This window comes from Hymenobacter psoromatis, from assembly GCA_001596155.1.
Taxonomy (GTDB): Bacteria; Bacteroidota; Bacteroidia; order Cytophagales; family Hymenobacteraceae; genus Hymenobacter.
The window spans coordinates 1,369,357-1,392,755 of sequence record CP014771.1 but is presented as its reverse complement, the minus strand read 5'-3'; the positions used below and the strand labels follow the sequence as shown (position 1 = coordinate 1,392,755).

The 23,399-nt window shown below is 59.3% G+C and carries 18 protein-coding genes and 1 tRNA gene; 4 read left to right on the top strand and 15 right to left on the bottom strand.

Annotation, left to right across the window (positions count from 1 at the left end):
- Nucleotides 1-574: 574 nt before the first annotated feature.
- A complete protein-coding gene (locus tag A0257_05920) occupies nucleotides 575-1,522 on the top strand; it encodes a hypothetical protein (protein AMR26689.1) in 948 nt (315 codons plus the stop codon).
- A 1,020-nt stretch (nucleotides 1,523-2,542) separates the two neighbouring features.
- Here the strand turns inward: A0257_05920 and A0257_05915 are convergent.
- The 5 genes from A0257_05915 to A0257_05895 all read right to left on the bottom strand — a co-directional run bounded on the left by A0257_05915 (nucleotide 2,543) and on the right by A0257_05895 (nucleotide 8,784).
- Nucleotides 2,543-2,758, bottom strand: a complete 216-nt coding sequence (locus tag A0257_05915) for a hypothetical protein (protein AMR26688.1) — start codon at nucleotides 2,756-2,758, stop codon at nucleotides 2,543-2,545.
- A gap of 840 nt (nucleotides 2,759-3,598) precedes the next feature.
- On the bottom strand, nucleotides 3,599-5,428 hold the full coding sequence (locus tag A0257_05910; GenBank protein AMR26687.1) for a multidrug ABC transporter ATP-binding protein: 1,830 nt from the start codon (nucleotides 5,426-5,428) through the stop codon (nucleotides 3,599-3,601).
- A 140-nt stretch (nucleotides 5,429-5,568) separates the two neighbouring features.
- Entirely contained in the window at nucleotides 5,569-6,075 is a 507-nt protein-coding gene (locus A0257_05905) for a hypothetical protein (protein AMR26686.1), read from the bottom strand.
- Nucleotides 6,076-6,121: 46 nt separating this feature from the next.
- Nucleotides 6,122-7,624, bottom strand: coding sequence for a sodium:solute symporter (locus A0257_05900; GenBank protein AMR26685.1), 1,503 nt, complete (start codon nucleotides 7,622-7,624; stop codon nucleotides 6,122-6,124).
- 146 nt (nucleotides 7,625-7,770) lie between these two features.
- A complete protein-coding gene (locus A0257_05895; protein ID AMR26684.1) occupies nucleotides 7,771-8,784 on the bottom strand; it encodes a hypothetical protein in 1,014 nt (337 codons plus the stop codon).
- Between the two features lie 196 nt (nucleotides 8,785-8,980).
- Between A0257_05895 and A0257_05890 the strand changes: the two genes are divergently transcribed.
- On the top strand, nucleotides 8,981-9,640 hold the full coding sequence (locus A0257_05890; protein AMR29640.1) for a hypothetical protein: 660 nt from the start codon (nucleotides 8,981-8,983) through the stop codon (nucleotides 9,638-9,640).
- 69 nt (nucleotides 9,641-9,709) lie between these two features.
- On the opposite strand, the gene A0257_05885 is transcribed toward A0257_05890, so the two are convergent.
- The 3 genes from A0257_05885 to A0257_05875 all read right to left on the bottom strand — a co-directional run bounded on the left by A0257_05885 (nucleotide 9,710) and on the right by A0257_05875 (nucleotide 13,143).
- A complete protein-coding gene (locus tag A0257_05885; protein AMR26683.1) occupies nucleotides 9,710-10,348 on the bottom strand; it encodes a hypothetical protein in 639 nt (212 codons plus the stop codon).
- 69 nt (nucleotides 10,349-10,417) lie between these two features.
- A complete protein-coding gene (locus tag A0257_05880; protein AMR26682.1) occupies nucleotides 10,418-12,205 on the bottom strand; it encodes a hypothetical protein in 1,788 nt (595 codons plus the stop codon).
- Between the two features lie 179 nt (nucleotides 12,206-12,384).
- Nucleotides 12,385-13,143 carry a hypothetical protein gene (locus A0257_05875; protein AMR26681.1) on the bottom strand — a complete coding sequence of 253 codons (759 nt, stop codon included), beginning with the start codon at nucleotides 13,141-13,143 and terminating at the stop codon, nucleotides 12,385-12,387.
- 202 nt (nucleotides 13,144-13,345) lie between these two features.
- Here A0257_05875 and A0257_05870 point away from each other — a divergent pair.
- Together A0257_05870 and A0257_05865 are read left to right on the top strand one after the other, a co-directional pair.
- A tRNA-Leu gene (locus A0257_05870) sits at nucleotides 13,346-13,427 on the top strand.
- Between the two features lie 128 nt (nucleotides 13,428-13,555).
- Nucleotides 13,556-14,266, top strand: coding sequence for a hypothetical protein (locus A0257_05865; GenBank protein AMR26680.1), 711 nt, complete (start codon nucleotides 13,556-13,558; stop codon nucleotides 14,264-14,266).
- 80 nt (nucleotides 14,267-14,346) lie between these two features.
- Here the strand turns inward: A0257_05865 and A0257_05860 are convergent, their stop codons facing one another.
- The 7 genes from A0257_05860 to A0257_05830 all read right to left on the bottom strand — a co-directional run bounded on the left by A0257_05860 (nucleotide 14,347) and on the right by A0257_05830 (nucleotide 23,272).
- Nucleotides 14,347-14,973: a transcriptional initiation protein Tat gene (locus tag A0257_05860; GenBank protein ID AMR26679.1), complete on the bottom strand. Its 627-nt coding sequence runs from the start codon at nucleotides 14,971-14,973 to the stop codon at nucleotides 14,347-14,349.
- 104 nt (nucleotides 14,974-15,077) lie between these two features.
- Complete coding sequence (locus tag A0257_05855; GenBank protein AMR26678.1) at nucleotides 15,078-16,820, bottom strand: GMC family oxidoreductase; 1,743 nt, start codon at nucleotides 16,818-16,820, stop codon at nucleotides 15,078-15,080.
- 177 nt (nucleotides 16,821-16,997) lie between these two features.
- A complete protein-coding gene (locus A0257_05850) occupies nucleotides 16,998-17,762 on the bottom strand; it encodes a hypothetical protein (GenBank protein AMR29639.1) in 765 nt (254 codons plus the stop codon).
- Nucleotides 17,763-17,806: 44 nt separating this feature from the next.
- Nucleotides 17,807-20,218: a hypothetical protein gene (locus tag A0257_05845; protein AMR26677.1), complete on the bottom strand. Its 2,412-nt coding sequence runs from the start codon at nucleotides 20,216-20,218 to the stop codon at nucleotides 17,807-17,809.
- 72 nt (nucleotides 20,219-20,290) lie between these two features.
- The gene (locus A0257_05840) at nucleotides 20,291-20,881 is read right to left on the bottom strand and encodes a hypothetical protein (protein ID AMR26676.1); all 591 of its coding nucleotides are present in this window, start codon (nucleotides 20,879-20,881) and stop codon (nucleotides 20,291-20,293) included.
- Nucleotides 20,882-21,001: 120 nt separating this feature from the next.
- Nucleotides 21,002-21,520 carry a hypothetical protein gene (locus A0257_05835; protein ID AMR26675.1) on the bottom strand — a complete coding sequence of 173 codons (519 nt, stop codon included), beginning with the start codon at nucleotides 21,518-21,520 and terminating at the stop codon, nucleotides 21,002-21,004.
- Nucleotides 21,521-21,862: 342 nt separating this feature from the next.
- Nucleotides 21,863-23,272 (bottom strand): sodium:dicarboxylate symporter, encoded by a 1,410-nt coding sequence (locus tag A0257_05830; GenBank protein AMR26674.1) that lies wholly within the window; start codon nucleotides 23,270-23,272, stop codon nucleotides 21,863-21,865.
- Nucleotides 23,273-23,399: the final 127 nt, after the last annotated feature.

Sequence of the window (23,399 nt, the reverse complement as noted above, 5' to 3'; positions counted from 1 at the left end):
GGCTCACCTTTTGCTTGCTTAGCTGCTGTTACGCAGGTGCTTTGTCGAGGCCAGCCTAATGACGCGGACACGCGAGCTACAAAAACGCTGAGCAGGCCGCTGTTGATGTTGACGACCTGCTCCGGCAGCCGCGCGGTCTGCGACAGATGCTGCCGCACCGAGGTCCCGATTTTGCGCTCCGTAGCGGTAAGCTGTTACGCCTGGGCAGTGTGACAGCGAAGAAAAGCAGTGGCGAGCAGCTTTTTTCAGGGTGGCCAGGGCTGAGAACACCCAAAAAGCTGCTGGCGCGCATGCTGGTCAGTGCCGACGGGTGATGCCTGAATACGCCCTGGTTTGGGTGCTGCTGCTTGCTAGCCTCGCGGCCGTGAAGGTGGGGCCTTCCCGTCAGGGTAAGTAAACAGTTTGGACTACCCCCTAAATTAGCGCCTGGGATACGCGGCCCGCCGCTAAGGCACTCGTTGCCATCCGCTTTTCAGTACCAGCTTCCACAACTGCTATTTGCCCGCGCTGCCGCGCCGGCCCCCTTCCCCCAAACCAGATTTTACCAATGACCCAACCCACTTTTGCCCACCCGATGTTCGAGCGACTCTATGAGCGCGACTATTTTATTGACGATGCGGTGCTGCGCGAGCTACTGGCGCTGGGGCCGGAAACGGCCGTGCCCGAGCTGCTGAGGATAACTGACACCACGCTGGACGGCTTCCTCAACGATGAGCTGCTGGGCGATAACTGGCTGGGAAATTACCACTTCTTGCATGCCCTCTACCTGCTGCACGAGCTGCAGGCCCCCGAGGCCCTGGACGTGTACCGCCGCCTGCTGCGCCTCGACTCGGAGAGCACCGAATTCTGGTTTGGGGATGATTTGTTTGAGGACGTGCCGAACCTACTGGCCCACGCCGCCCAAACGCGCCTGCCCGAGCTGCTGGCCATGCTGGAAGACAAGGCGTTACTTCTTAAGCACCGGCTGGTAGTTTCCAGCGCTATTTCGCGGCTAGCCAGAGAGCAGCCCGAGCTACGGCCCGCCATCAGCGCGTTTTTGCAGCAATACCTGCGCCATATCATTACGCACGCCGACCAGGCAAAGGAGTTTTTTACGGCCGATACGGGTATGTATGGCTACGAGCTGGAAGACTACCTGGCAATGCTGCTAGCCGATGTGCAGGAAGCGGGCCTGCGCGAGCTGGAGCCTGAGATGCGGGAACTGCACCGCCTGGGCTTTGTAGATGAGAGCATCAGCGGTGGGGAAAACGATATGGACTTCACCGAGTCGTATCCGCAGCTGCCTACCCCCGACATCTTTACCCGCTACCAGGAGCTGCGCGAAGACCCCGATAGTTACTCGGCTTTTCACCCCGACGCAGTGGGCATCGCCCGGCGCCGGGCGCAGCAGGAGGCGAAATACGCCCAGGCCCGGCGCGACATGGCCCGCCCGAAGCCCCGGCCGGCACAACCCAAAATTGGCCGCAACGACCCGTGCCCCTGCGGCAGCGGTAAGAAATACAAGAAATGTCATGGGGCCTAACAGACGCGGGCGGTGGGGTAAAACCGAGCCCGAAGGGTAGGCGCGAGTTTAGGCGCAGCCGTAGCGCGTGCCTACCCTTCGGGCGAGACTGTGCCCCGCATCAGAACGATGAAAGCAAAACGACACTGGCGCGCAATTCCGCCTTGCCGCTTCGCGGCAGTGGAGGCGCAGCCTCCACGCCAAGGTTAATCACGAGTTACGGCTTCGCCTAAACTCGCGCCAGCTTGGGGGTCCTCCACATTACACTCTGTCCTCCCAATGTTAGAGAAACAGATTGTTATCTTTAAAAGATAATACAAGAATTTTATAATTCTGGGTTGCCATTAAGTTCAATCCCGATTACTTGACCTTTCTCTTTTAAATCGATTACATTAGAGTTGCTAAGTACCCGTTGGCAAATACTTTATGTTAAAGTAGACGGTCATGCTGAGCTTGTCGAAGCATCTCTACTGCGTAACTCACTCTAAACGTTGAGATTATTCTCGTGGTAGAGATGCTTCGGCAAGCTCAGCATGACGTTCTTTTATAGCAAACTAATTAGCAACGGATACTTAATAACTTATAATCAATGACTTAATTGATAAATCATTATTTTAAAATTTGCTAGAGCGGCACAAAGCTGGAAAGAACTGGCGAACTTTATCTTTTGCCTTGTGCGGTTCTCAATGCGTAGAATAAAAAATGATTTTATCTTAGCAATTGCATTTTCAATGACTATCCTTACGTGAGCAAACAATTTATTAATCAGTTTTTGCCACTCATTTAAGGGCTTATTTTTGCTCGCTTTGTATGGTATCTAAATAGCCTGAAACTTAACTGCTTTTTTAATGCCCATGAGCCCGGCATCCACGTGCAAACGATAGGCACTTAAATCAAGACCTTCAAAAGTATCTTTGAAAATAGTGAAATCATGTATATGCCCACTATACGCGTTACTGACAAATAAAATTCGTTTGTCTAACGTGCAAACGAGGAGCCATTTTAGGGTGTGGAATTTTTTTTATCACTGTAATGCTCTTTCTAAACTACTTGATTGACAGCTCGTTCAATAGATATTTCGGTGATGTCGATGACTAAATCTGTTACGCCTGCGAATTGCGCATCAACCGCTGCCTGGTTTTTAGCTAACAATTTGTTGGCTGTTTCCTGCTGGTGCAAAGCTGCTTGCAGAAGTGGTTTTAATAGCTCTATGTATGCGCTGGCTGCTACATCCGAGATACCGAAGTAAGTATCCATGTTTTGCAACGTATGATACGCTTTAAGATAATGTAAATAAAGAATAATGCTTCTTTTTATCCGTTAAAATGGGCTGTACTTGCTTGACATAACGGGGGGGGCGCTTTTGGACTGTATAAAGGCGCAAATCGTTCGTAGAGCGCCGCAAATTCTACGTGTGATAAGCCAGTTGCTGCTTTATATTGCCAGTCCGTGCGCGCATTTTGATACATGCTGGATGCCATAGCTGAAAAATAATTTTTTTACGTAACATCCTGCTGGTTAGTTATTAGCAACTCTATTTATTAGTTATACAGGTTTAATACGCTTGCTCTTTAAAAGAGCAAGTAATTCGGCGCGAGTAGCAGGGGGCATAACGCCGGCCGCATTTAAGAAATAGACTTCTTTTGAAGTTGGAGAAGCCTGGCGTAATAGAATCCATTGGCCAGACTGTACTGCCGTTCTTGCAATATTGGACCACAATACCAAGTCAGAAAGGCTTCCTTCTTGAATTATTCCCTGTTCATTAAGGTAGTAAACAGTCCCATTTCTTAGTATATTAGACTTACGGTAATTCTGCCGCAGACTATACCATGTACCCACCCAAATAATAACCGCTACTACAAACATCAGGGTAGTGGCGCGTAAATCCTTCCACTCTACAGAGGCGATACCTGCATCAGCAACCACTACTACGATAATCAGCAGTATAAAGAGTGTAAAAGCAGGTAGGCCGATGTAATAAAAAGGGTATCTAGTACGAAAATCAGCAAAGCTTAACCTTCGATACTCAGTATAAGTCAGCGGAGAAGCAGCAATAATTATTGGTTGCATAAGCGAGACTAATAATCTTGCGCATAATTACGCCAGCTCAAACTGCAACCTCAACAAGTTAGCATAAAGCCCGCCCTCGCGGTCGCTCAGCTCCTCGTGCGAGCCAGCTTCTACAATCCTACCCCCATCAATTACCAGAATCTTGTCCACCTTGCGGATGGTGCTGAGGCGGTGCGCGATGATGAGGCTGGTGCGGTGCTGCATTAGCTCGTCGAGCGCGCCTTGCACGAGCTTTTCGCTCTCGCTATCGAGCGACGAGGTGGCCTCGTCCAGGATGAGGATGGCGGGGTTTTTCAGGATGGCGCGGGCGATGGCCACGCGCTGCCGCTGCCCGCCCGAGAGCTTGATACCCCGGTCGCCGACCACCGTATCGAGGCCTTCGGGGAAGGCACTGATAAACTGCCAAGTGTTGGCGCGCTGGGCGGCTTCGATGATTTCCGCGTCGCTGGCACCGGGCTTGCCGTAGGCGATGTTTTCGCGGATGGTGCCGCCGAAGAGTAGCGTTTCCTGCGGCACGATGCCGATGTGGCGACGCAGGGCCGTCAGGTCGTAGTCGCGCACGTCGTGGCCATCGATGACAATGCGGCCGCCGCTGAGGGGGTAGAACTGCATGAGCAGGCCCGCAATGGTGCTTTTGCCCGCGCCGCTGGGGCCAACGAGCGCGATTTTTTCGCCCGATTTAATGTGAAAATCAATGTCTTGCAGCACCGGCACGTCGGGCCGGGTGGGGTAGCGAAAGGCCACGTGCTCGTAGCGAATGTCGCCCCGAATCTGGGCCGGCACTAGGCCAATAGCCGGCTCATGCAGGGTAGGCTCGGGTGTTTCGTCCAGAATTTCGAGGATGCGCTCACTCGCGCCGAGCGTGCTCTGCACCTTGCCGTACATCTCGCCCAGGCCGGCTACCGACGCTCCAATGAAGGCCGTGTAGATAATAAACGACACCAGCTGGCCGATTTCGAGGTGGCCGGGGCCGGCCGTGTACACGAGGGTAGCGCCGCGCCACAGTACCAGAATGATACCGCCAAACAGCCCGATAATCACGAACGACACGAAGCCACCACGATACAGGTTGCTTTGCAACGCGGCCCGCACCACCTTGTTCAGCGAAACCTGGTAGCGGGCGGTTTCAAACCGTTCGTTGGTGAACGCCTTCACCGAATTAATAGCCTGCAAGGTTTCCTCCACAATGGTGTTGGTGTGGGCCAACTCCTGCTGCGTGGTGCGGGCCAGCGTGCGAATTTTGCGCCCAAACAGCCCAGCCGCCAGCACAATGGGCGGAAACGTGACCAGCATAAACAGCGACAATTTCACCGATACCAGCATGATGAACGCGATGCCGCCCAGCAGCGTGAATACCTGCCGAAACAGCTCGGCCAGCGTCAGCGAAAATGTGTCCTGAATCTGGGCCACGTCGCTAGTAATGCGCGAGGTGATGGCCCCCACGCGGTTTTGCTCAAAAAACGGAATGGGCAGCTGCACGAACTTGGCGTAGAGCGCCTGCCGGATATCGCGCACCGTGTACTCGCTCACCTGCGTGAAAAACCAGATGCGCCCAAACGAGAAAAATCCCTGAAACACGATGACTGTGAACAGCAGCAGCGCAATGCGGTTGATGTCGAGCGTGAGGCCGCCGGGCAGCAGCACGGCCTTGTGGTTGGCGGCGTCCACGAGCTTGCCGGCTACCCACGGAAACGCCATAAACGTGCTGCTGCTGAGCACCAGCATCAACAAGCCCACCAGAAACTTGGCGCGGTAGGGCAGCACGAAGCGGAAAATCCGTAGGCTGCGCTTCAGCGACTCTTTATTTACTTTCGGTTTGGGCAGGTCGGCAGTGGCGTCGCTGCCACTGGTATTCATTCCACTACGGGCCATAATTCAATCGGGGCCGACTAGGGGCCGGCCCACTTATCTACTAAACGCGAATAAGACCAAATTGCTTTGGGTTGTCCGCTTAAATATGCACGAAAAGAACGTCATACTCAGCTGAGTTAACTTCTTTAATTCAGCCCCGGCGCGTCTTTGGCTGAGCGGGGCACTTTGCGGTCGTTCTCAAATTTGGTGACGCCCGCATTGTTAAACGGCACGGGCACCTGCACCAGCACGGGCACCGGCACGCCGCGCCGGGTGGCAGGCTGCCAGGGGGGTAGGGCCTGCACCACGCGCAGCGCCTCGGCGTTGCACTCGGGCGTCAGGCCCTTGGCAATCTTGGGGTTAATGAGCTTGCCGTCGGTGCCTACGGTGGCCGTCACCAGCACGTCGCCAGTCACGCGGGCCTGCTTGGCCTTCACCGGAATCTGCACGTGTTGGCTGAAAAACTCACCCATTGCTTCCGCGCCGCCGGGAAAGGTGGGCGGGTGGTCGGGGCGATTTTCGGCACCGCCGCCGGCTTGCAGCTGCATGTTGCCGGGCGCGAGCACTACGGGCGCTTTGGGGGGGGTAGGGCGGGCCTGAGCCAGGGCAGCCAGGGGCGCGGCCAGCGCTAAAAGGAGAATATAAAGGCGCATAGAGCGAAAAAACAAGCGCCGCCCACCTGGCGGCCATTGCCACGGATTAGGACAAAATCGGTGCCGCTTCGGTTCGGTCGGCGGGCCGTGATATCAAGAGTAGGCCCAGGTAGATGAGCGCGCCGTTAAGAAGCAGGATTTCAAAGCCAAACTTGTAGCCGTTCAGCCACTCCACGGAGTGCGACACGATGAGCAGCGTGAGCCCTACCCCCGCCACGCACACCGGCAGCACGAGCCGCTCATGCAGCCGCCGCGTGGTGAAAATACCGAAGGCAAACAAGCCCAACAGCGGCCCGTAGGTGAAGCCCGCCGCCTTATACACGGCATCAATGAGGCTCTCCTCGTTGAGGGCGCGGAAGATGAGAATAATCACCACTAGTACCACCGACCAGCCCAAGTGCGTGAGCTGCCGCAGTCGCGTTTGCCGCGCCTCGGAATACTGTTTGATATTCAAAAAATCGACGCAAAACGACGTCGTGAGGGCCGTAAGCGCCGAATCGGCCGAGGCATACGTAACCGCGATAATGCCCAGAATAAAGATGACGCCCGCCGCCAGCGAAAACTGCGTGGTGGCCAGATACGGGAAAACCTTGTCGGTATCGAGCGTGCCCCGCACGTTGAGCAACTGCGGCAGGTGGGCGAGGTCAATGCCCTTGGCGGCGGCATATTGATAGAGCAGCACGCCCAGCGTGAGGAATAAAATGTTGACGCCCACAATGACCGGCGTAAACCAGAACAGGTTTTTCTGAGCCTCGCCGAGGCTGCGGCAGCTCAGGTTTTTCTGCATCAGGTCCTGGTCGAGGCCCGTCATCACGATGGTGATGAACATGCCGGAGGCAAACTGCTTCCAGAAAAACTTATCGTCCCGAAAATCAGAGAAATAGACCTGCGACATCGGGCTCGCGCGCACCGACGAAATGAGCTGCTTGAACGAGTAGTTCAGCTCATCGGCCATGTAGTAGATGCTCAGCGCCACGCAGCTCAGCATGGCCAGCGTCTGGAAAGTGTCGGTCCAGAGGATGGTCTTGAGCCCTCCCTTAAACGTGTAGAGATAAATGAAGAAGACGCTGACCATCACCGTGACGTAGAACGGCACGCCCATCGAGTCGAACACCGCTAGCTGCAACACGCCCGCCACCAGGTACAGCCGCAGCGCCGAGCCCAGCGAGCGCGAAATCAGGAAAAACAGCGCGCCCGTCTTGTAGCTCCAGTAGCCAAAGCGCTGCTCCAGGTAGGAGTAGATGCTCACCAGCCTCAGCCGGTAGTAGAGGGGTAGGAGCACCGTGCCAATGACCAGGTAGCCCGCCACAAAGCCCAATGCCACAGCCAGATAGCTCCAGCTTTTGCTATACACGTTGCCCGGCACCGAGATGAACGTGACGCCCGAGAGCGAAGTCCCAATCATCGCAAACGCCACCATGTACCACGGCGCATTGCGGTTGGCCACGAAGAAGCTTTCGCTCGTGGCCCCGCGCGAGGTGAGCAGCGCGATGATGATGAGAACAACGAAGTAGCCCGCAACCAGGCTCAGGATAAGGGTAGGCGACATGCAAGCAGGGTAGGGGGGTAGGAGGGTGTAGGGGCAAGAGGGTAGGAAGGCAAAGGTCGCTAGAATACCTCCTACCCTCCTACCCCCACATCCTCCTAACCCACATTGTCTTACCCCACGCCCTCTTACCCTCCTACCCTAAAAACTCACTCCCAGGCCGGCCAGCGCATGATTTCGCCCACGGCGGGCGCGTGCAGCGTGCCGCGCAGCAGGCCGCCGGCCGCCACCTCCGTGAGCAGGCGCAGCGGCTCGGAAGCCGGCTCGTCGCTCAGGTCGAAGGTACCGTAGTGCATGGGCACCACGTGACCGGCGCGCAGCACGTTAGCCGCCTTGGCTGCCTCGTGAGGGTTCACATGGCTCTTGCTCATCATAAAAGCCGGCTTGTAAGCCCCAATGGGCATCAACACGATATCAATCGGACCAAACGTCTGCTCAATTTGCTCGAAGTGGTCGGCGTAGCTCGTGTCGCCCGCGAAGTAGATAAGCCGGTCAGCAGTTTTAATCAAAAAGCTGCCCCACAGAATTTTATTCAGGTCAAATAGTCCGCGGCGGCTCCAGTGGCTGGCGGGCAGGTAGTAAATTTCAAACGGCGCGTCCGGCCCCAGGTCGTACTGCTGCCACCAGCCGGCTTCCTGCACGGGCAGGCCCGGCGCAATGCCGCGCAGCAGCCCCGCCATGCCCAGCGACGAAAGCACTTTCATCCGCGGGTTTTGCCGAGCCAATAGCTTGATAGACTGCTCATCCAGGTGGTCGCGGTGCGCGTGCGAGAGTAGCAGGTAGTCAATATTGCGCACGTCCTCGGGGCGGCAGGGTAGGGGGTGGCGGCGGCGCAGGCCCAATGATGAGAACAGCACGGGGTCAAACAGCAGGCTCACGCCCTGGATGCGCAGCAAAAAGCACGCGTGTCCCAACCACACCAGCATATCGTCGGTCGAAAAAAAGGCCTCGTCGCAGGGCACTACGGCGGGCGTCCAGGTATCGCGCTTTTTTTCCTCCTTCTGCGGGTTGGTCGTGAGCTGCCAGCGCAGCACGGTGCTCATCTGGGGCTCAAACAGGGCATTGCCGTTGCAAAATTCGGTACCGATGAGCTTGTTGCCAGCGTAGCCGGGGCGAATGGTACGCAACGCTTCATTGCGGCGGTAGTGAACGGGAGCGGACATAAAGGCAGGGAAAACAAGTAACTTAAATAGGCCGCAAAGTTGTTATACTACCGACGTTGTCGGCCAAAGTTCGTAAGTTGCCAGGCACAACGTTCGTCATCCCGTTAAGCACCTTTTTTCCATGAGCGATAATCAGTTTTCATCCGGTCCCGACCGGTCCCTTGCCCATCAACTCTCGGCCGAAGATGCCGCCCGCATTCAGGGGCAGTTTTTTGCGCAGGTTTATGGCTGGATGGCCGCCGGCCTGGGCCTCACCGGGGGGGTAGCCATGTTTGCCGCCGCCTCGCCCACGCTGAAGGACTTCATCTTTGGCAGCCGCTTCGTGTTCTTTGGCCTCATCGTTGCCGAATTGGTAGTAGTCGGGTTTCTATCGGCCCGCATTTTTAAGTGGAGCCGGGCGCAGGCGCAAGCCGCATTCATTGGTTACGCCTTACTTAACGGCCTCACGATGAGCGTCATATTTCTAGTTTATAAGCTTGATTCCATCGCATCCACGTTTTTTATTGCCTCCCTCATGTTTGGGGTGATGAGCGCGTTCGGTTACTTCACCAAGGCCGACCTCTCGGGCTGGGGCAAGCTGCTGAGCATGGCTATCATCGGCTTGGTAATCGCCATGATAGTCAATATGTTCTGGGGTAACTCTACCCTTAACCTGCTCGTGTCATTTGTCGGCGTTATTCTCTTCACCGCATTAGCCGCCTACGACACCCAGAAGCTCAAGCAGCTAGCCTTCCTGGGCGTAACGGAGGGCGAAGAGACGCACGACAAAGCCGCCATCCTGGGCGCGCTCACCCTGTACCTTGACTTCGTGAACCTGTTTTTGTTCCTGCTGCGCTTCTTCGGCCGCCGCCGCTAGGGTAGGGAGCTGAAAATCAAGCATAAAAAAAAGTCCTGCCCGATTCGTCGGGCAGGACTTTTTTGTTTCTTACAAAGAGGGCAGGTGAGCCTGCGCGTGCGCCACCAGCCGGTCGCGCCAGGCCGGCCCGTCCAGCAGGTGGCCGAAAGCCAGCGGGCGGGCGGGCTGGTCGCCGGTGGCCCAAACCAGCGCCCGCGCGGGGTCGGCCGGCTCCACGGCGCGCACGTCGGCCCAGCGGTAGCTGAACGGCGCGCCCAGCAATTGGAGACGGCCCGCGAATCCGTCGGCGTGCAGGTCCAGGAAGCGCCGTTCCAGCAGCTGTCTCATTCCGAAAGCCAAGCCTACAAAAACCAGGGCTACCCCCATATACAGCCACGGCAATACGTGGAACGTATGGGTGCCCGCCGCCAGGTTGTGGGCATGGTGGCGCTGCCAGATGTGGTAGCCCTCCAGCCCCAGAATGCCGGCGGCGGCCAGCTCCAGCAAGGCTACCCGCTCGTGGTGGGGGGTAGGGTGCCGCAGGTGCCGTAGCTCACGCGCCATCAGGGCCAGGTAGCAAGCCCCAATCAGCACCTCCAGGAGCAGGAAAGCGGTCAGCGGCTCCTGCCCCATCAGAAGCGGCAGCAGACCGCTGACCAGCAGCACGGCCGGCACCAGGTGCGCCAGGGCTTTGGCCCGCCCCGACCGGCGGTAGCGGCGCGGATACAAAACGTGGTAAGTAGCAGTTTCGGGATGCATAACTCGTTAGTTTGACGAAAGATACACCTTTCGGCGCTGCTACTTCGCGGCGCTGGCCAGCCAGGCGGCGCGTTGCTCCTTTTGGGTGGGGGTAGCCGTCATTTTGTCCACGCTTTCCATTGCCTGCACCTGCACGTTGGTGTCCTCGGTGAGTACTACTTGCACGTTGCGCTCCTGGCCGGCGCGGTTGCGCACGCGCACCGGCACGAGGTCGGCGGGCGTGTGCTTGCGCATAATGCCTTCGAGCGTAGCCATGTTGTCGATTTTCTCACCGTCGAGCATCACAATCTGGTCGCCCCGGTCAATTCCAGCTTTGTAGAGGCCCGAGCCGATGGTGGTGTTGCGGTTCAAAATGCAGCGACCTTCCTCATCAAATTCTACCTGCCGGGGTAGGGCGGCGGCCAGCGCCTTCACCGGCACCACGGCCAGGCCCATCGTCGCCAGGTTTTCGCTGAAGCGCGGGGCCTCGTGCCCATATACGTAGCGCCGAAAAAACGTGCCCGCGAAAGCCGTATCCTTTGCCACGGTGCCCAGCACGCGCTGCAAGTCGGCCACCGTGAAGGTTTTGGCCGGGGCCAGCGCGGGCGTCTGGTTTTTGCCAAACTCCAGCCACATCGCCTGCATATACTTATCAAGCGAAGTGTGGTAGCGCTGGCGCAGCTGCAGGTCGAGGCACAGGGCCAGCCCCGCGCCCTGAATATAATAGGAGAGGTAGGTATTGCTGCGGTTGGTGGGGTCCACGGACACGGCCGCGTCCACGAAGCCCGCCTGCCGGCTCATCTCCAGGGCCGACGCGTAGCGCGCGCCCGGCGAATTGAGGCGGGCATTGACCCAGGAGCTCACTTTTGCGAAGAACTGCTCATCATCGTAAAAGCCCGCCCGGCGCAGAACCAGCTCGCCGTAGTATTGCGTGAAGCCTTCGCCAAACCAGAGCGCGTCGCTCATGTTCACGCGCTGGAAATCAAACGGTTCCAGGCCCTGGGCGCGAATGCGCTCGGTGTTATAGGAGTGGAAAAACTCGTGCGCCACGGTGCCCAGGTTGCGCAGCGCGCCCTCGTCGTGCAGGGGTAGGGGCGAGGTCAGCGAGGTCGAGTTGCGGTGCTCCATGCCGTCGCCGCTGGCCTGGGGCAGGTAGTCGGCCAGGAAAGTATAGCGGCCAAAATCAAACGCCGGATACTCGCCATTATATACGCCGGCCGCCTCACGCACCACTTTCTGGGTCTTCTTCACAAAGGCATCGACCTCGGTGGCGGGGCCGGTGTAGTAGGTGGCCATCTCGAAGTTGCGGCCGCCATCCTGCCAGGTGTGCAGCAGCTGCGAACTGCCCAGCACCGTGGGGCTATCCATAAAATACTGGAGGTTGGGCGCGGTGAAGGTTGTTTTGTCCTCGCCGGTAGCCCGCAGTTGGGTAGCTACTTTCCAACCGGCGGGCAAGTCGAATTTCACCTCCGCCGGCCGGTTCTCCAGTCCCTGCGCGTAGCAAAAAACGGCCGGCATGTTGAGGTGCGCGTGCTGCTGGTCGATGCCCGCGAACGTGCCGTCGGTGCGGTCACCGTACAGCGTGTAGTTGAACTGCACCGTGCCATCGGCACCGGGCGTCACTTCCCAGGAATACGGGTCGGTCCGGTTGACGGGCAGCAGCTTGCCGGTGCCATCGGTGGCCACGGTATAATACACATTTTTAACGAAGTCGTGCAGTGCGTAGCGGCCTGGCGAGGAGCGCGCCATCCGCACCGTGAGCTTTTGGCCGGGCGTGAGCCCCGCGAAGGTGGCGGCAATGCGGGCCTCGTGGTGCACCGCGTTGGGAAAAGTGACGGCGTAACGCACTGCCGGCCCGGCCCCTACCCCCTGTGCCAGAATCAAAATAGGCACTCCCGCGCTGCCAAGCGCTGTTAACAATCCCTTACGAAGAAGTTTTTTCATAAAAACCAATTGAATAATACTACCAGGTATCTACTAATGGAATGGATGCGATTTAATCGATGCAAAGTAAATAGAAAACCAGTTTACCCGCTGAATTTATTCTCTTCAGGCGCTGCGGAGCTATTATCACGCCACACCAGCGTAGCAATTGATTTCTTGAAAAAATACTGTTTATGGCTGGGGTGTAATCCCAGCTTCCGCAGCTCGGCGGGCCAGGGCGGCAGCTGCCGGGTGCGCAGCCCCACCGTGAGGCGAAAAAACAGGTACATGGTTCCCAGGAGCCACCGCCGCCAGCCCCGACGCGCTGGCCGGAAGTCGGCTATCAGCCACGGGGCGCCCGGCCGGCGCGCGGCCTCCAGCCGGGCCAGCGCCGCGGGCAGCGCGCTGGCGGTAAAGCAGTCGAGCACGAAAAAAGTGATGATGGCATCGAACTGCTCACCCGGCAGCAGGGCGGCCTCGCTGCCCTGGCGCAGCTCCACTGCCGCGCCGGGCGGGGGCGGCACCCGCCGCAGCCGGGCGCGGGTGCGCGCCAGCATGGCGGCCGACAGCTCCAGGTACAGCACCTGCGCCTGGGGCCGCTGCCGCCAGATTTCGCTGAGCACCCAGCCCGCGCCGCCGCCCAGTACCAGCAGGCGCGGGCCGGGGCCCGGCGGCAGCCCCGCCGCCAGCGCTGCCCGCTGCGCCCGCCGCAGCGCCCCCCCAAAGGCCACGCTCGCCAGCGCGTCGTAGAAGCCGGCGACCGGGCTAAAGTCCATGCCGGGCAGTTGGCCGGGGGCGGGGGGGGTAGGGAGGTCGGAGAAGGAGGCCATGAAGATGGAAAAGCGCCGGTAAGTTCCGTCCAAACGAGTTTTTGCGACAGGCAAAAGCGAAATTTCAGAAAAAAACAACAGCGCAAGTAACTGACAAACAATTTTTCGACGCTCTGGAAGGGGCCTGCCTAATTAAAATTGACGTCGTTTGTTTGTGCGAAGGCCGCCGAATCGCCTATCTTTGCACCATCAAAAGCCACCGCCGACTGGGTGAGCGGGTTTTGAGCCCACGTTTGCGCTTGTGGCGAAATTGGTAGACGCGCTGTCTTCAGGCGGCAGTTCCGCAAGGTGTGAGAGTTCGAGTCTCTCCGAGCGCACGTTTTTGCTTAAAAAGCCAGTCCGGTTTCGGGCTGGCTTTTTTTTTGCTCCTCCGCACTGCCTTATAATCAGCTGTTAGCTTTTGGTTGACAGCTTTCCGTCCGCCTATCAGCCAGCAGCTAGCTCAATGTCCGCCATGCCCGTTCCCACCGTGCCGCCCGACCCGCCTACCTCCACGCCCGCGACGCGGGCCGCCGGCCTGGCCGGGCTGCTGACTACGGAGGTAATCGCGGGCGGTATCTTGTTCGTGCTGGCGTTCGGGCTGTTTTTTTACCTCACGCGGGTTGTGTTTCAGGAGCATTCTCAAACCTTCGACAATTGGGGCTTCGCCCAAATGGACCGCCTGCGGGCCGCCCAACCCTGGACCTACGGGGTAATGAAGTTTATTACCTTCTTCGGGTCAGTCAAGTTCTTCGTGCCGGCCAGCCTGCTGGTGCCGCTGCTGCTGCACCGGCGCGGCTACGGCCGCTACGCCGCGGAGCTGCTGCTCTCGATGGGTGGCGGGCTGGCCCTCAATGAGTTATTGAAATTTTATTTTCACCGCGACCGCCCCACCACGGCCCTTTTTTACCAATATGGCCTCAGCTTTCCGAGCGGCCATGCCATGATGAGCATGGCTTATTACGGCTGCCTGGCCTGGCTGGTGGTGCAGCACCGCCACCGCTGGGGCGTGGCCGCGGCGCTCATCAGTTTCGCCTTGCTCATTGGCTGCACGCGCATCTATTTTCATGTCCACTATCCCACCGATGTCGTGGCGGGCTTCTGCGGTGGCGCGGCGTGGCTGGTGCTATTGCGCACTGGCATCCGGCTGTTCTGGAAGGAAGAAAGCAATTTGTAGGGTGCGGGGCTTGCCCCCGCCCGTCGTTGAACGATTCCAGTTTCGTTCGTTCAACGACGGGCGGGGGTAAGCCCCGTGCCCTACGCGAAGCCGTATTGCCGGAGCACGTCGGGCGGCACGCCGGTCCACTGGTTGGGCACGTTGCCCACGTAGCCGATGTCGGCGATGCCCATTTTGCTGGTGAAAAAGCCCGAGGCGGTCAGGTTGCGCATCCGGTTGAAAAAGGCTACCCCCGGCAGCATCTCGCGCCGGGCCTTGGTGGGGTAGGCGATGTCGGTTATCAACTCCAGTTGTTGCGGGGTGGCGCACGCCACGAACGGCTGCTGAAAGCGGTTCAGGCTCTGCAAATCGAGCCAGCGCAGGCCGCCGCGCATCGGCACCTGATGGTCGGGCATATCCTTGACGATGAACTCGATAAATTCCGGCACCTTGGCATCGGAGGCGCTGCCGGAGTGCTCATCCTTGGGAATAATGATATCGGCCAGCACGGTAATAGTAGCCATCTCGTGCGGCGTGAAGAAGGTGGCGGCCTCCAGTTCCTTGTTGCGCGCCACCTCAAACGGCTCGCGGCCGGCGTGGTCGGCGGCAGCCAGCGCGGGCTGGTCAGCCACCTTGACCTTAGCCGTTTCCGGCTGGCAGCCCTCCAATAACAAACCGGTCGAAAGAGCCCCTAAGCCAATGGCTTTCAGTGATTCACGTCTTTTCATGGGTTCATGGGTTCTGATTTCTGGTTGAAGCCATTTGTCCTTGCTTAATGCGCAACATGCTCGCAAGGACAACATACTCGCAATGAAAAAATTTATTCACATAATCAAACATTTAATTTATTTCGCTGGTCCAGAATATATTCGCTGGTGCGCATGGAAAGGGCCAGAATCGTCCAGGTGGCGTTTTTGTCGCCTTGCTGCACGAAGGGCGCGGCATCCACCACGAACAGGTTTTTGCACTCGTGGGCCTGGCACCACTTGTTGAGGGCCGACTTCTGCGGGTCGTCGCCCATGCGCACCGTGCCCACCTCGTGGATAATACGGCCCGGCGCTTCGAGGCCGTAATTCGTCTCCAGGCCGTGAATTTTGGAAGTCACAATGGCCCCCATTTCGTGCATGATGTTCTGGAACGTCTCCTGCATGTGCTTGGCCTGCTTGACCTCAGCATCCGACCATTTGTAGTGGAATTTCAGCACCGGGATGCCGTATTTATCCACCACTTTGTTGTCAATCTCGCAGTAGTTACTGACCCTGGCAATGGCAGTGCCGCGCCCAGCCATGCCCACCTGCGAGCCGTAGAAGCGGCGATAATCGTCCTTGAGCGTCTTGCCGAAGCCGCCCGCCGTTTTCATCTGGCCGGCGCGGTCGGGTACCAGGCCGTTGATGGTGGGCACGTCGCCGCCGAAGCCGTAGGAGGGCATCCCCATCCCGCCACCGTACTCGATGTGGTAGCCGCGCGGAAAATTCAACTTCTTGTTATCCAGCCACCAGGGAGTGTAAATGTGCACGCTGCCCACGCCGTCCTCGTTATAGCGCTTGCGGTCGAGCAGCTGGGGCAGGAAGCCGCCTACGCCGGCCCCGGTCGAGTCGTGGATGTACTTGCCCACTACCCCGCTGCCATTGGCCAGCCCGTTGGGGTGGTTCGGGGAGATGGAATTGAGCAGCAGCCGGGCCGTTTCGCCGGCGCTGGCCCCCAGAATAACTATTTTGCCTTTGACCTGATATTCCTGCAGGTCATTCTTATCCACGTAGGAAACGCCGGTGGCCAGGCCGGTGGGGCCGGTCAGCACCTCGCGCACCATTGCGTTGGTGAGCAGGTGCAGGTTGCCGGTTTTGAGGGCCGGAATAACCAGGCACGACGAGGCCGAAAAATCGCCATAGACCTTGCAACTGCGCCCGCACTGTCCGCAGTAGAAACAGGCCCCGCGGCTGGTGTTGCCGGGCAGGCTCTCGGTGAGGACCGCGCCCCGGCCGGCAATCACTTTCACGCCCGCCTTCTCGGCTCCGCGCTTGATAAACAGCTCGTTGAGCCGCGGCTTGGGCGGGGGTAGGAAAATGCCGTCCGGCTCGTTTGGCAGGTTTTCGATGGTGCCGTACACGCCGATGAGCCGGTCCACCTTGTCGTAAAACGGCTTCACGTCGGCGTAGGTGATGGGCCAGTCGTCGGTGAGGCCGTCAAGCTGGTGGCTCTTGAAATCGAGCGGCCCCATGCGCAGCGAGATACGGCCCCAATGGTTGGTGCGCCCGCCCAACATTCTGGCCCGAAACCAGTCGAACTCCGTGCCGGAGGTGGTGGTGTAGGGCTCGCCATCGAGCTGCCAGCCGCCGTAGGCCGCGTCAAAATCGCCGAAAGGCCGCACGGTGCCCGCGCCGCGCCGCGGCGACTCATACGGAAATTTCAATTGCAAAGCGTCCTTCACGGGGTCGAAAAACGGCCCGGCTTCTATCATCAGCACCTTCAGGCCGGCGTGAGCCAGCACGTAGCCGGCCATGCCCCCGCCCGCCCCCGAGCCCACCACAATCGCATCGTACACCGTGCCCGGCTGGTGGAGTTTGAAATCTGCCATTTTCTTTAGGGGTCCTGATTTCTGGTTTCTGGTTGAAGGCAGTTGTCATTGCGAGCAAAGCGAAGCAATCGCACCCGAACGACACCCGCGCTAGTCGTTCGGCTACCGTTCTGGGGCGATTGCTTCGCTTTGCTCGCAATGACAAGCGTTTGCAGTTGGCAATTAACAATCAGCCACCTACAGCGGCGTCAGCATGATATCCCGGTACGACACTTTGGCCCCGTGGTCTTGCAGCGCGATGTGGCCTTTGGGGTAGGCGGCGAAATTTTTCCAGTCCTTGAACTTACTGTCGGCCAGCAGCTTCTGCCACTTGGGGCTGCCCATCTGCACGTCCACGGTTTGGGTGCCGTTGAGCCAGAAGGTGAGGTGGCCGCGGTCCTTGCGTAGCTTCACGCGGTTCCACTCGCCGGCGGGCTTCACCACATCGTGGGCGGGGGGTAGCATGTCGTAGAGCGAGCCGGCGCGGCGCGAGGGCTTTTTGTTGTCGGACGCGCTTTTATCATCCAGCACCTGCATCTCCACGCCCGTGTCGTAGGTGGCCTGGAAGGCCGGGTCCTCATGCACACCGAAGATGATGCCGCTGTTGCCGCCCTCGGCAATCTTCCATTCCAACGCCAGCTCGAAGTTTTCGTACTCGCCGTCGGTTACCAGGTCGCCCTGGCCGGCCGCGGCCGGGTCCAGCTGGAGCGCGCCATCTACTACCGACCAGGCGGGCGTGACCGTGGGTTGCAGATAAGTGTGCCAGCCTTGGGTGGTTTTGCCGTTAAACAGCGCCTCGGGCTTGGCTTTGGCGGAGGGGTAGGGAGCCGGCGCGGCCGCGCTGAGCGCCAACCCCGCGAGTAGGGTAGGGAGGAAAGGCTTCATCTGGGGAGAATTCAAAGAAAGCAGAAAGCCACGCCCGGCCAAACCGAACGCGGTAAGTGCTTCAATAGTACGGGCCAGGCGCGGCTTTACCAAATCCGAGGGGGTAGGGAGCCGCCGGCCGGCTACAGGCGCACCTTCACCCGCAGGGCCAGCAGGCCCTTCACGCCCTGCAATTCTTCCAACTCCAGCTCTTCCACGTCGGGCTCCAGCAGGTTGCGGTCTTGCAGGTAATCGATGTATTCGAGGTATTCGGTGGCGTCGCGGGGCTGGGCATACACCAGCGCCAGCTGGCCGGGCTGCGTGAGGCGCTCGCCGGTGCCGAGCACGGTGGCCTTGTCGATGCGCTTCTTAATTATCTCGTAGCGAATATTATACGCGCCATCCACGTCGAACTGCCGCTCGTCTTGCCGGAAGCGGATGCTCAGCGGCTGCGAGTGGATGAGGATGAGCTGGGTGGTGTCGAGCGGCACGGATAGCTCGGCCTTGAGGGCGTGGGTGCGGCGCGTGATTTCGACCATCACCAGCAATTGCCACAGCCGCAGGTTTTTCAGGAAAACCAGGTCAAACGGCTTGCCCTGCACCAGGCTACCCCCCACGTAGATGTTGTGCTCGACGCCATCGGTTTTGAAGCGCTGGAAGTAGTGCGGAAACATCAGCTGGGCTTTGTCCTCCTCCTCATCGAGGTAGTCGCTGATGGTGTCGTTGAGGCGCGTCACGCTCTCCTCAAAGTCGCGGCGGCGGTTGTAGAGAATGCCCAGGCGCGGGTCGATGTGCTGCCAGTAGTGGGCAATGGTGGGGCGCAGCTCGGGATTATTCTGGGCCAGGTACTCAAAAAGCGGCTCGACTTCGGTGCGCAGCGAGTCGTAGATATTCACCTCGTCGCCGCTGATGATGCCCTGGCGCAGGCGGCGCAAGTGCTTGGTTACGTAGAACTTCAGCTCGTCCAGAATGGGCAGCTGCTGCACGTCCGAAGCCTTTTTGAGCACGCGGTTGGCCAGGGTCAGGTGCTCGATGAGGTCGCCCTGCACGGCCTCGTTGCGGGCCGTGCTGCTGCCCCGAATGTCGCAGGAGCCGTGTAGCGGATACACTTCTTCAAACACGATGGGCTCCATCTCGGCGTTGCGGTTGCCCTCTTCCTGGCGGGCCAGCAGCCGCCGGGCCGCGTCATTGAAGCGCCACTCCATCGTGGGATGAATGGCGGTAAATTTCTCCTTGATAATGGCCTGGATGCGGGTTTCGAGGTCTTCGGCGTTGCGCTTCACGGCCACCGCAAACAGCGGCACGAACTGATTAACCAGCTCCAAATCAAACTCATCGAAGCTGTTGGCTTCGGGCGAGCCCAGCTCCAGCAGGCCCACCGTGTCGGGGCCGTAGGGCAGCACCGCCAAAATGGCCGAGTTGATGCCCAGGCGCAACATTTGCTGGCGCAGGCCCTCCGGAATGCCCGGCTCGGTAGCCACGTCTTCGAGCACCAGCGGCCGGCGCTCGGCAATCAGCCGCTCATAAAGCTGGCGAAACTCGCTTTCAAGCTGCTGGCCCTGCAGCTGCTTGGCCAGAAAGCTGTGGTTGATTTTGCGCCCGAAATCTACGAAGGATTTCTTGCGCTCGTCGTAGGCCGCGACGCCCACCTGCAGCGCCGGCCGGGCAAAAAGCACCCGCAGCTTTTCCTGAATCTGCTCCAGCCGGTCGGACGCCTGCAGCACGTCGCGCTCCAGCAGGTCATATTTCAGCTCCGACAATATTTCTTGGGTCGTTACGTCCAGCAATTGCAGCAGGTTGAAGCCTTCGAGCACGAAGTGCTCGGGCGGCAGCAGCTCCTGCCACAGGTCGAGGCGGTGGCGGTTGCGCACCAGCACCTGAACCTGCCCGGCACTCAGCACGGGCTTTTCGCCCACCACCCGCACCCGCACGAAGGTCGAGTCGAGGCTCACGCCGTAGTGCCGGTAGAGCCCAATGCTGTAGTCGGGCACGGTGAAGATGAAGCTGCTCTGCTCGGGCGTTTTGGAACCGTACTCGCGCAGCTCGGCCGCGTACTCGCGGCCCAGAATGAGCAGGTAGGCCATGCGCGTCAGCTGGGTTTCGAGCGTGGCCAGGTCCAGATTCAGCGGCTGCTTGAGGATGCGGTCCTTGTTCAGCAGCACTTCCGCGAAGCGCGGAGTATAGTAGAAGCTCTGGCGTTGAAACGGGGCCACGGCCCCCGCGATGGCCGTAGCGGCCGTGGCGGGCGGAAACACGGCCAGCATGAGGGTAGCCACCAGGTCGGGGTGCTCGTCCAGCACGTGCAGCGACGACAGGTCGCCGCGGCAGCAATCGGTTTCGTGCACCTGCCGCACCACGGCGCGGGCCAGGCGGGCCACGCCGGGGTTGGCATCGTGCTCGCGCTCCAGCCAATAGCTAATCAGCGGCTCCAGGCTAAGGTGCGTGGCGAATGGAAACCGGTGCGGCACGCTACCCCCCGGCTCGGGCGCGGCGATGGCCGCGTGGGTCAGCGCTTCGAGAGCGGGCGGGGCAATAAGCGGGGCAGGACCAGACATAACCGGCAGGGTAGCAAAAAAATAGGCAATAGCCAGCCAATGTACGCTAGCTAGTCGCGCGGCGTAGCTGGCTTAAGGCTTGTAAAGAATAACGGGGATTGGGTTGCCTCCGGTTTCGGTCAGGCCCTTTGCTACGCCATTTATGTTCGCCTGCTTCAGAATATTCTTGTAACACGTGCAGCAGCCATCGGCGTTGTACTGGCCCTTGAGGTTTATCTGACTGATAGCGAACGTGTACGTCTGCGTCTGCTTCACCGATTTATCCTTCACCACCAGCGAGTAGTAGTAGCTGCTGAGCTTGCCGCTAGTAGTGCCGGGGGCAAAGGGCGAAGTATTGCTCAGCACGATGGTGTTAGGGGTTGTAAGAGGATGATTATTATTGCCTTTACTAGTGTCAACGCCCGCTATCCCGAGCTTAGAAGACAATAGTGGCGTGTGCCGCTGCTGATGCAGCAGCAGCGCGCGCGTCAGCGGAATGGAATCGTAGTTGCGGCCCGCCGTGAGCGGGTTGTAGCGCAGCAAGTACACCGTATCCAGCTCCGCCGCCGTGAAGGCTTTGCCTTTCGACGGGTCGTCGTTAAGCGTCAGGTAGATAGAGTCTTCCAGCGTATCCTGGCAGTTGCAGGCGTTGTTGGCGCAGCAGCCGGCGGCCAGCACCAGCAAGGGAGAGAGGGGTAGGAAACGCAGCAATTTCTTCATAACCGGGGTAACGCAAAGCCCGGCCCCGGCAGTGCCCAAGGAGGCACGGCACCGGAGCCGGGCGACAAAAATACGGCGGTAGGGCTAGCGGCTGCTAGAACCGGGCAAGGTCGGGTTGTTGACCTCGCCGCCGGCCAGCAGCAGCGGGCGCAGGCGAGTCGCGGCCGTGTCAAGCTGCGGCCGAATCTGGGCCAGCGCCTCGCGCAGGGCCAGCACGTCGGCCAGGCGCGGGGCCTCGGTTTGCGAGTAGCCCGAGTACATGGCCACCTTCACGTTGGACGTGCCCTTGCCGGTGTAGGTGCCCAGCAGCTCGCCGTTGGAGTTCATCATCTGCACCTCGGCCTGAATATCCGTCTTATACCACTCCAGCGGCGCGCCAAAGACGCTGGGCACCAAGAAGGTAAGCACCTGCGCGGCTTGCAGGCTACGGCCCGTGCGCACGGTTTTTACCTTCGTCACGACCAGGCGGGCGTAGCCGTAGGTGGCCGTGTCGGTGGGCTCCACCACGTTGCGCTGCAGTTCGGACTTGAACAGGCGCAGGGGGTCTTCGGGCAGCGCGCCGTCGTTCATGGCGAGCGGGCCGGGGTCGGCCGTGATTTCCATCGGGGGTAGGCGCTTGGAAATTACCGCCGTTGGCGTCGCAGTAAAAGTGCCCTTTACCGATTTACAAGCGCCGAGGCCCGTTAGTGCAAAAGTTGTCAGCCAAAGAACGCGGCTGCTACCGAAATTAATGGTCATAGAGGGATAGTGTACGAGGGTGTAATTGAATTATGCTGAGAAATCTTTATACGCTAAATACACAAAGAATTCACAATGGGCTAAATCTGCACTAAAGTTACTGGATAATGAGCAATTACAACTCTGACAGCTGGCTTTTTACTTACTAAGAGCCGGATAATCATTTTGTTTAGTGACTTATAAAGAAATAGGACCTTACTCAGTTGGCTAGTGGTGAGCTGGTACGGCGGCTTCGGCGGTAAGCAGGTCGGGCGGGGCCACGTAATTATCCACAAACTCACCTTCCCAGCGGGCCACCACGGCCGAAGCTAGGCAATTGCCGAGCACGTTCACGGCCGTGCGGGCCATATCCATCAGCGCGTCGATACCCAGAATAATAAACACCGGCCAGGCTGGTAAGTTAAACGACGCCACGGTAGCCAGTAGTATAACGAGTGAGGCGCGCGGCACGCCCGCTACCCCCTTGCTGGTCAGCATCAGGGTAAAAACCATGAGCAGCTGCTGGCCGAACGTGAGCGGTATGCCCGCCGCCTGCGCCACGAACACGGCTGCCAGCGACAGGTAAAGCGTGGTGCCGTCGAGGTTGAACGAATAGCCCGTCGGCATCACGAAGGCCACGATGCGGCGCGGCACCCCGATGCTTTCCATTGCCTCCATCGCGCGGGGTAGGGCGGCCTCGCTGCTGGTGGTGGCGAAGGCAATGCTCACCGGCTCGGCCACCGCCGCCACGAAGCGCCTCACCGGAATGCGCATGAGCAGCGCCACCGGCAGCAGCACCAGCAGAATGAACGCGGTGAGCGCGCCGTAGAGCGTGAGCAATAAGTGAAAGGCATTGAGCAGCGGAGCAAAGCCCATTTTGCCCACCGTGTAGGCCAGCGCGCCGCCCACGCCCAGCGGCGCGAAGTACATCACCACGTTGGTGAACTTAAACATCACTTCCGACAGGCTCTCACAGAAATTGAGCATGGTGCGGCGCGTGTGCTCGGGCGTGAGCGCCAGACTAATAGCGAAGATTATGGCGAAAATGACCACTTGCAGCACCTGCCCCTCGGCCACCGACTTGGCAATGTTTTCGGGGAAAATGTGCAGGATAATGTCGGCCGCCGTTTGCTTGGCGGCGGGGGCCAGCACTTCGGCCGGGCCGGTGGCGTTGCGGGCCACGCCTACCCCCGCCTTGGTGAGGTTGATGGCCGCCAGGCCGATAAAGAGTGCGAACGTGGTCACTATCTCAAAGTAAATCAGTGCCTTAATGCCCATGCGGCCCACCTGCTTGAGGTCGGCGTGGCCGGCGATGCCAACGACCAGCGTGGCGAATACCAGCGGCGCGATAATAGTCTTAACCAAGCGCAAAAACGCGTCACTCAGCACCTTCAGGTCTATGGCCACGGCCGGCGCGTCGTGGCCCAGCTCAATGCCCACCAGCATACTGAATACTATCCAGAGCGTGAGCGAGCGGCGCGGCACCAGGGCGGCGACCAGCGCGGCCAGGGCCAGCCAGCGGGCGGCCGGGGGCAGGGCGGGGGGTAGGGAAAGCGTGCCCAACTCGGCCAGTACCGTCAAAATAATGGCCAGGGCCGCCAGCACCGCGGCCAACTTAAAAACGTGCGAAAACTTCATGTACGATAGATGAAAAAATAAACGGGGGTTCAAAGAACGGCAGGCCGCGCCGAAACCCTGCCGCCGGGCCGGGCGAATTGCCCGCGCCCGCGCCACCTTTGCGGCCGCCTATTTGCCCGCCTACCCC

Coding starts and splice junctions, on each gene's coding strand:
- A0257_05895 (AMR26684.1), bottom strand. CDS start 8,784: ATGTCCGCTCCCGTTCACTACCGCCGCAATGAAGCGTTGCGTACCATT.
- A0257_05865 (AMR26680.1), top strand. CDS start 13,556: ATGTCCGCCATGCCCGTTCCCACCGTGCCGCCCGACCCGCCTACCTCC.
- A0257_05835 (AMR26675.1), bottom strand. CDS start 21,520: ATGGAAATCACGGCCGACCCCGGCCCGCTCGCCATGAACGACGGCGCG.
- A0257_05910 (AMR26687.1), bottom strand. CDS start 5,428: ATGAATACCAGTGGCAGCGACGCCACTGCCGACCTGCCCAAACCGAAA.
- A0257_05845 (AMR26677.1), bottom strand. CDS start 20,218: ATGTCTGGTCCTGCCCCGCTTATTGCCCCGCCCGCTCTCGAAGCGCTG.
- A0257_05920 (AMR26689.1), top strand. CDS start 575: ATGTTCGAGCGACTCTATGAGCGCGACTATTTTATTGACGATGCGGTG.
- A0257_05900 (AMR26685.1), bottom strand. CDS start 7,624: ATGTCGCCTACCCTTATCCTGAGCCTGGTTGCGGGCTACTTCGTTGTT.
- A0257_05915 (AMR26688.1), bottom strand. CDS start 2,758: ATGGATACTTACTTCGGTATCTCGGATGTAGCAGCCAGCGCATACATA.
- A0257_05860 (AMR26679.1), bottom strand. CDS start 14,973: ATGAAAAGACGTGAATCACTGAAAGCCATTGGCTTAGGGGCTCTTTCG.
- A0257_05855 (AMR26678.1), bottom strand. CDS start 16,820: ATGGCAGATTTCAAACTCCACCAGCCGGGCACGGTGTACGATGCGATT.
- A0257_05830 (AMR26674.1), bottom strand. CDS start 23,272: ATGAAGTTTTCGCACGTTTTTAAGTTGGCCGCGGTGCTGGCGGCCCTG.
- A0257_05905 (AMR26686.1), bottom strand. CDS start 6,075: ATGCGCCTTTATATTCTCCTTTTAGCGCTGGCCGCGCCCCTGGCTGCC.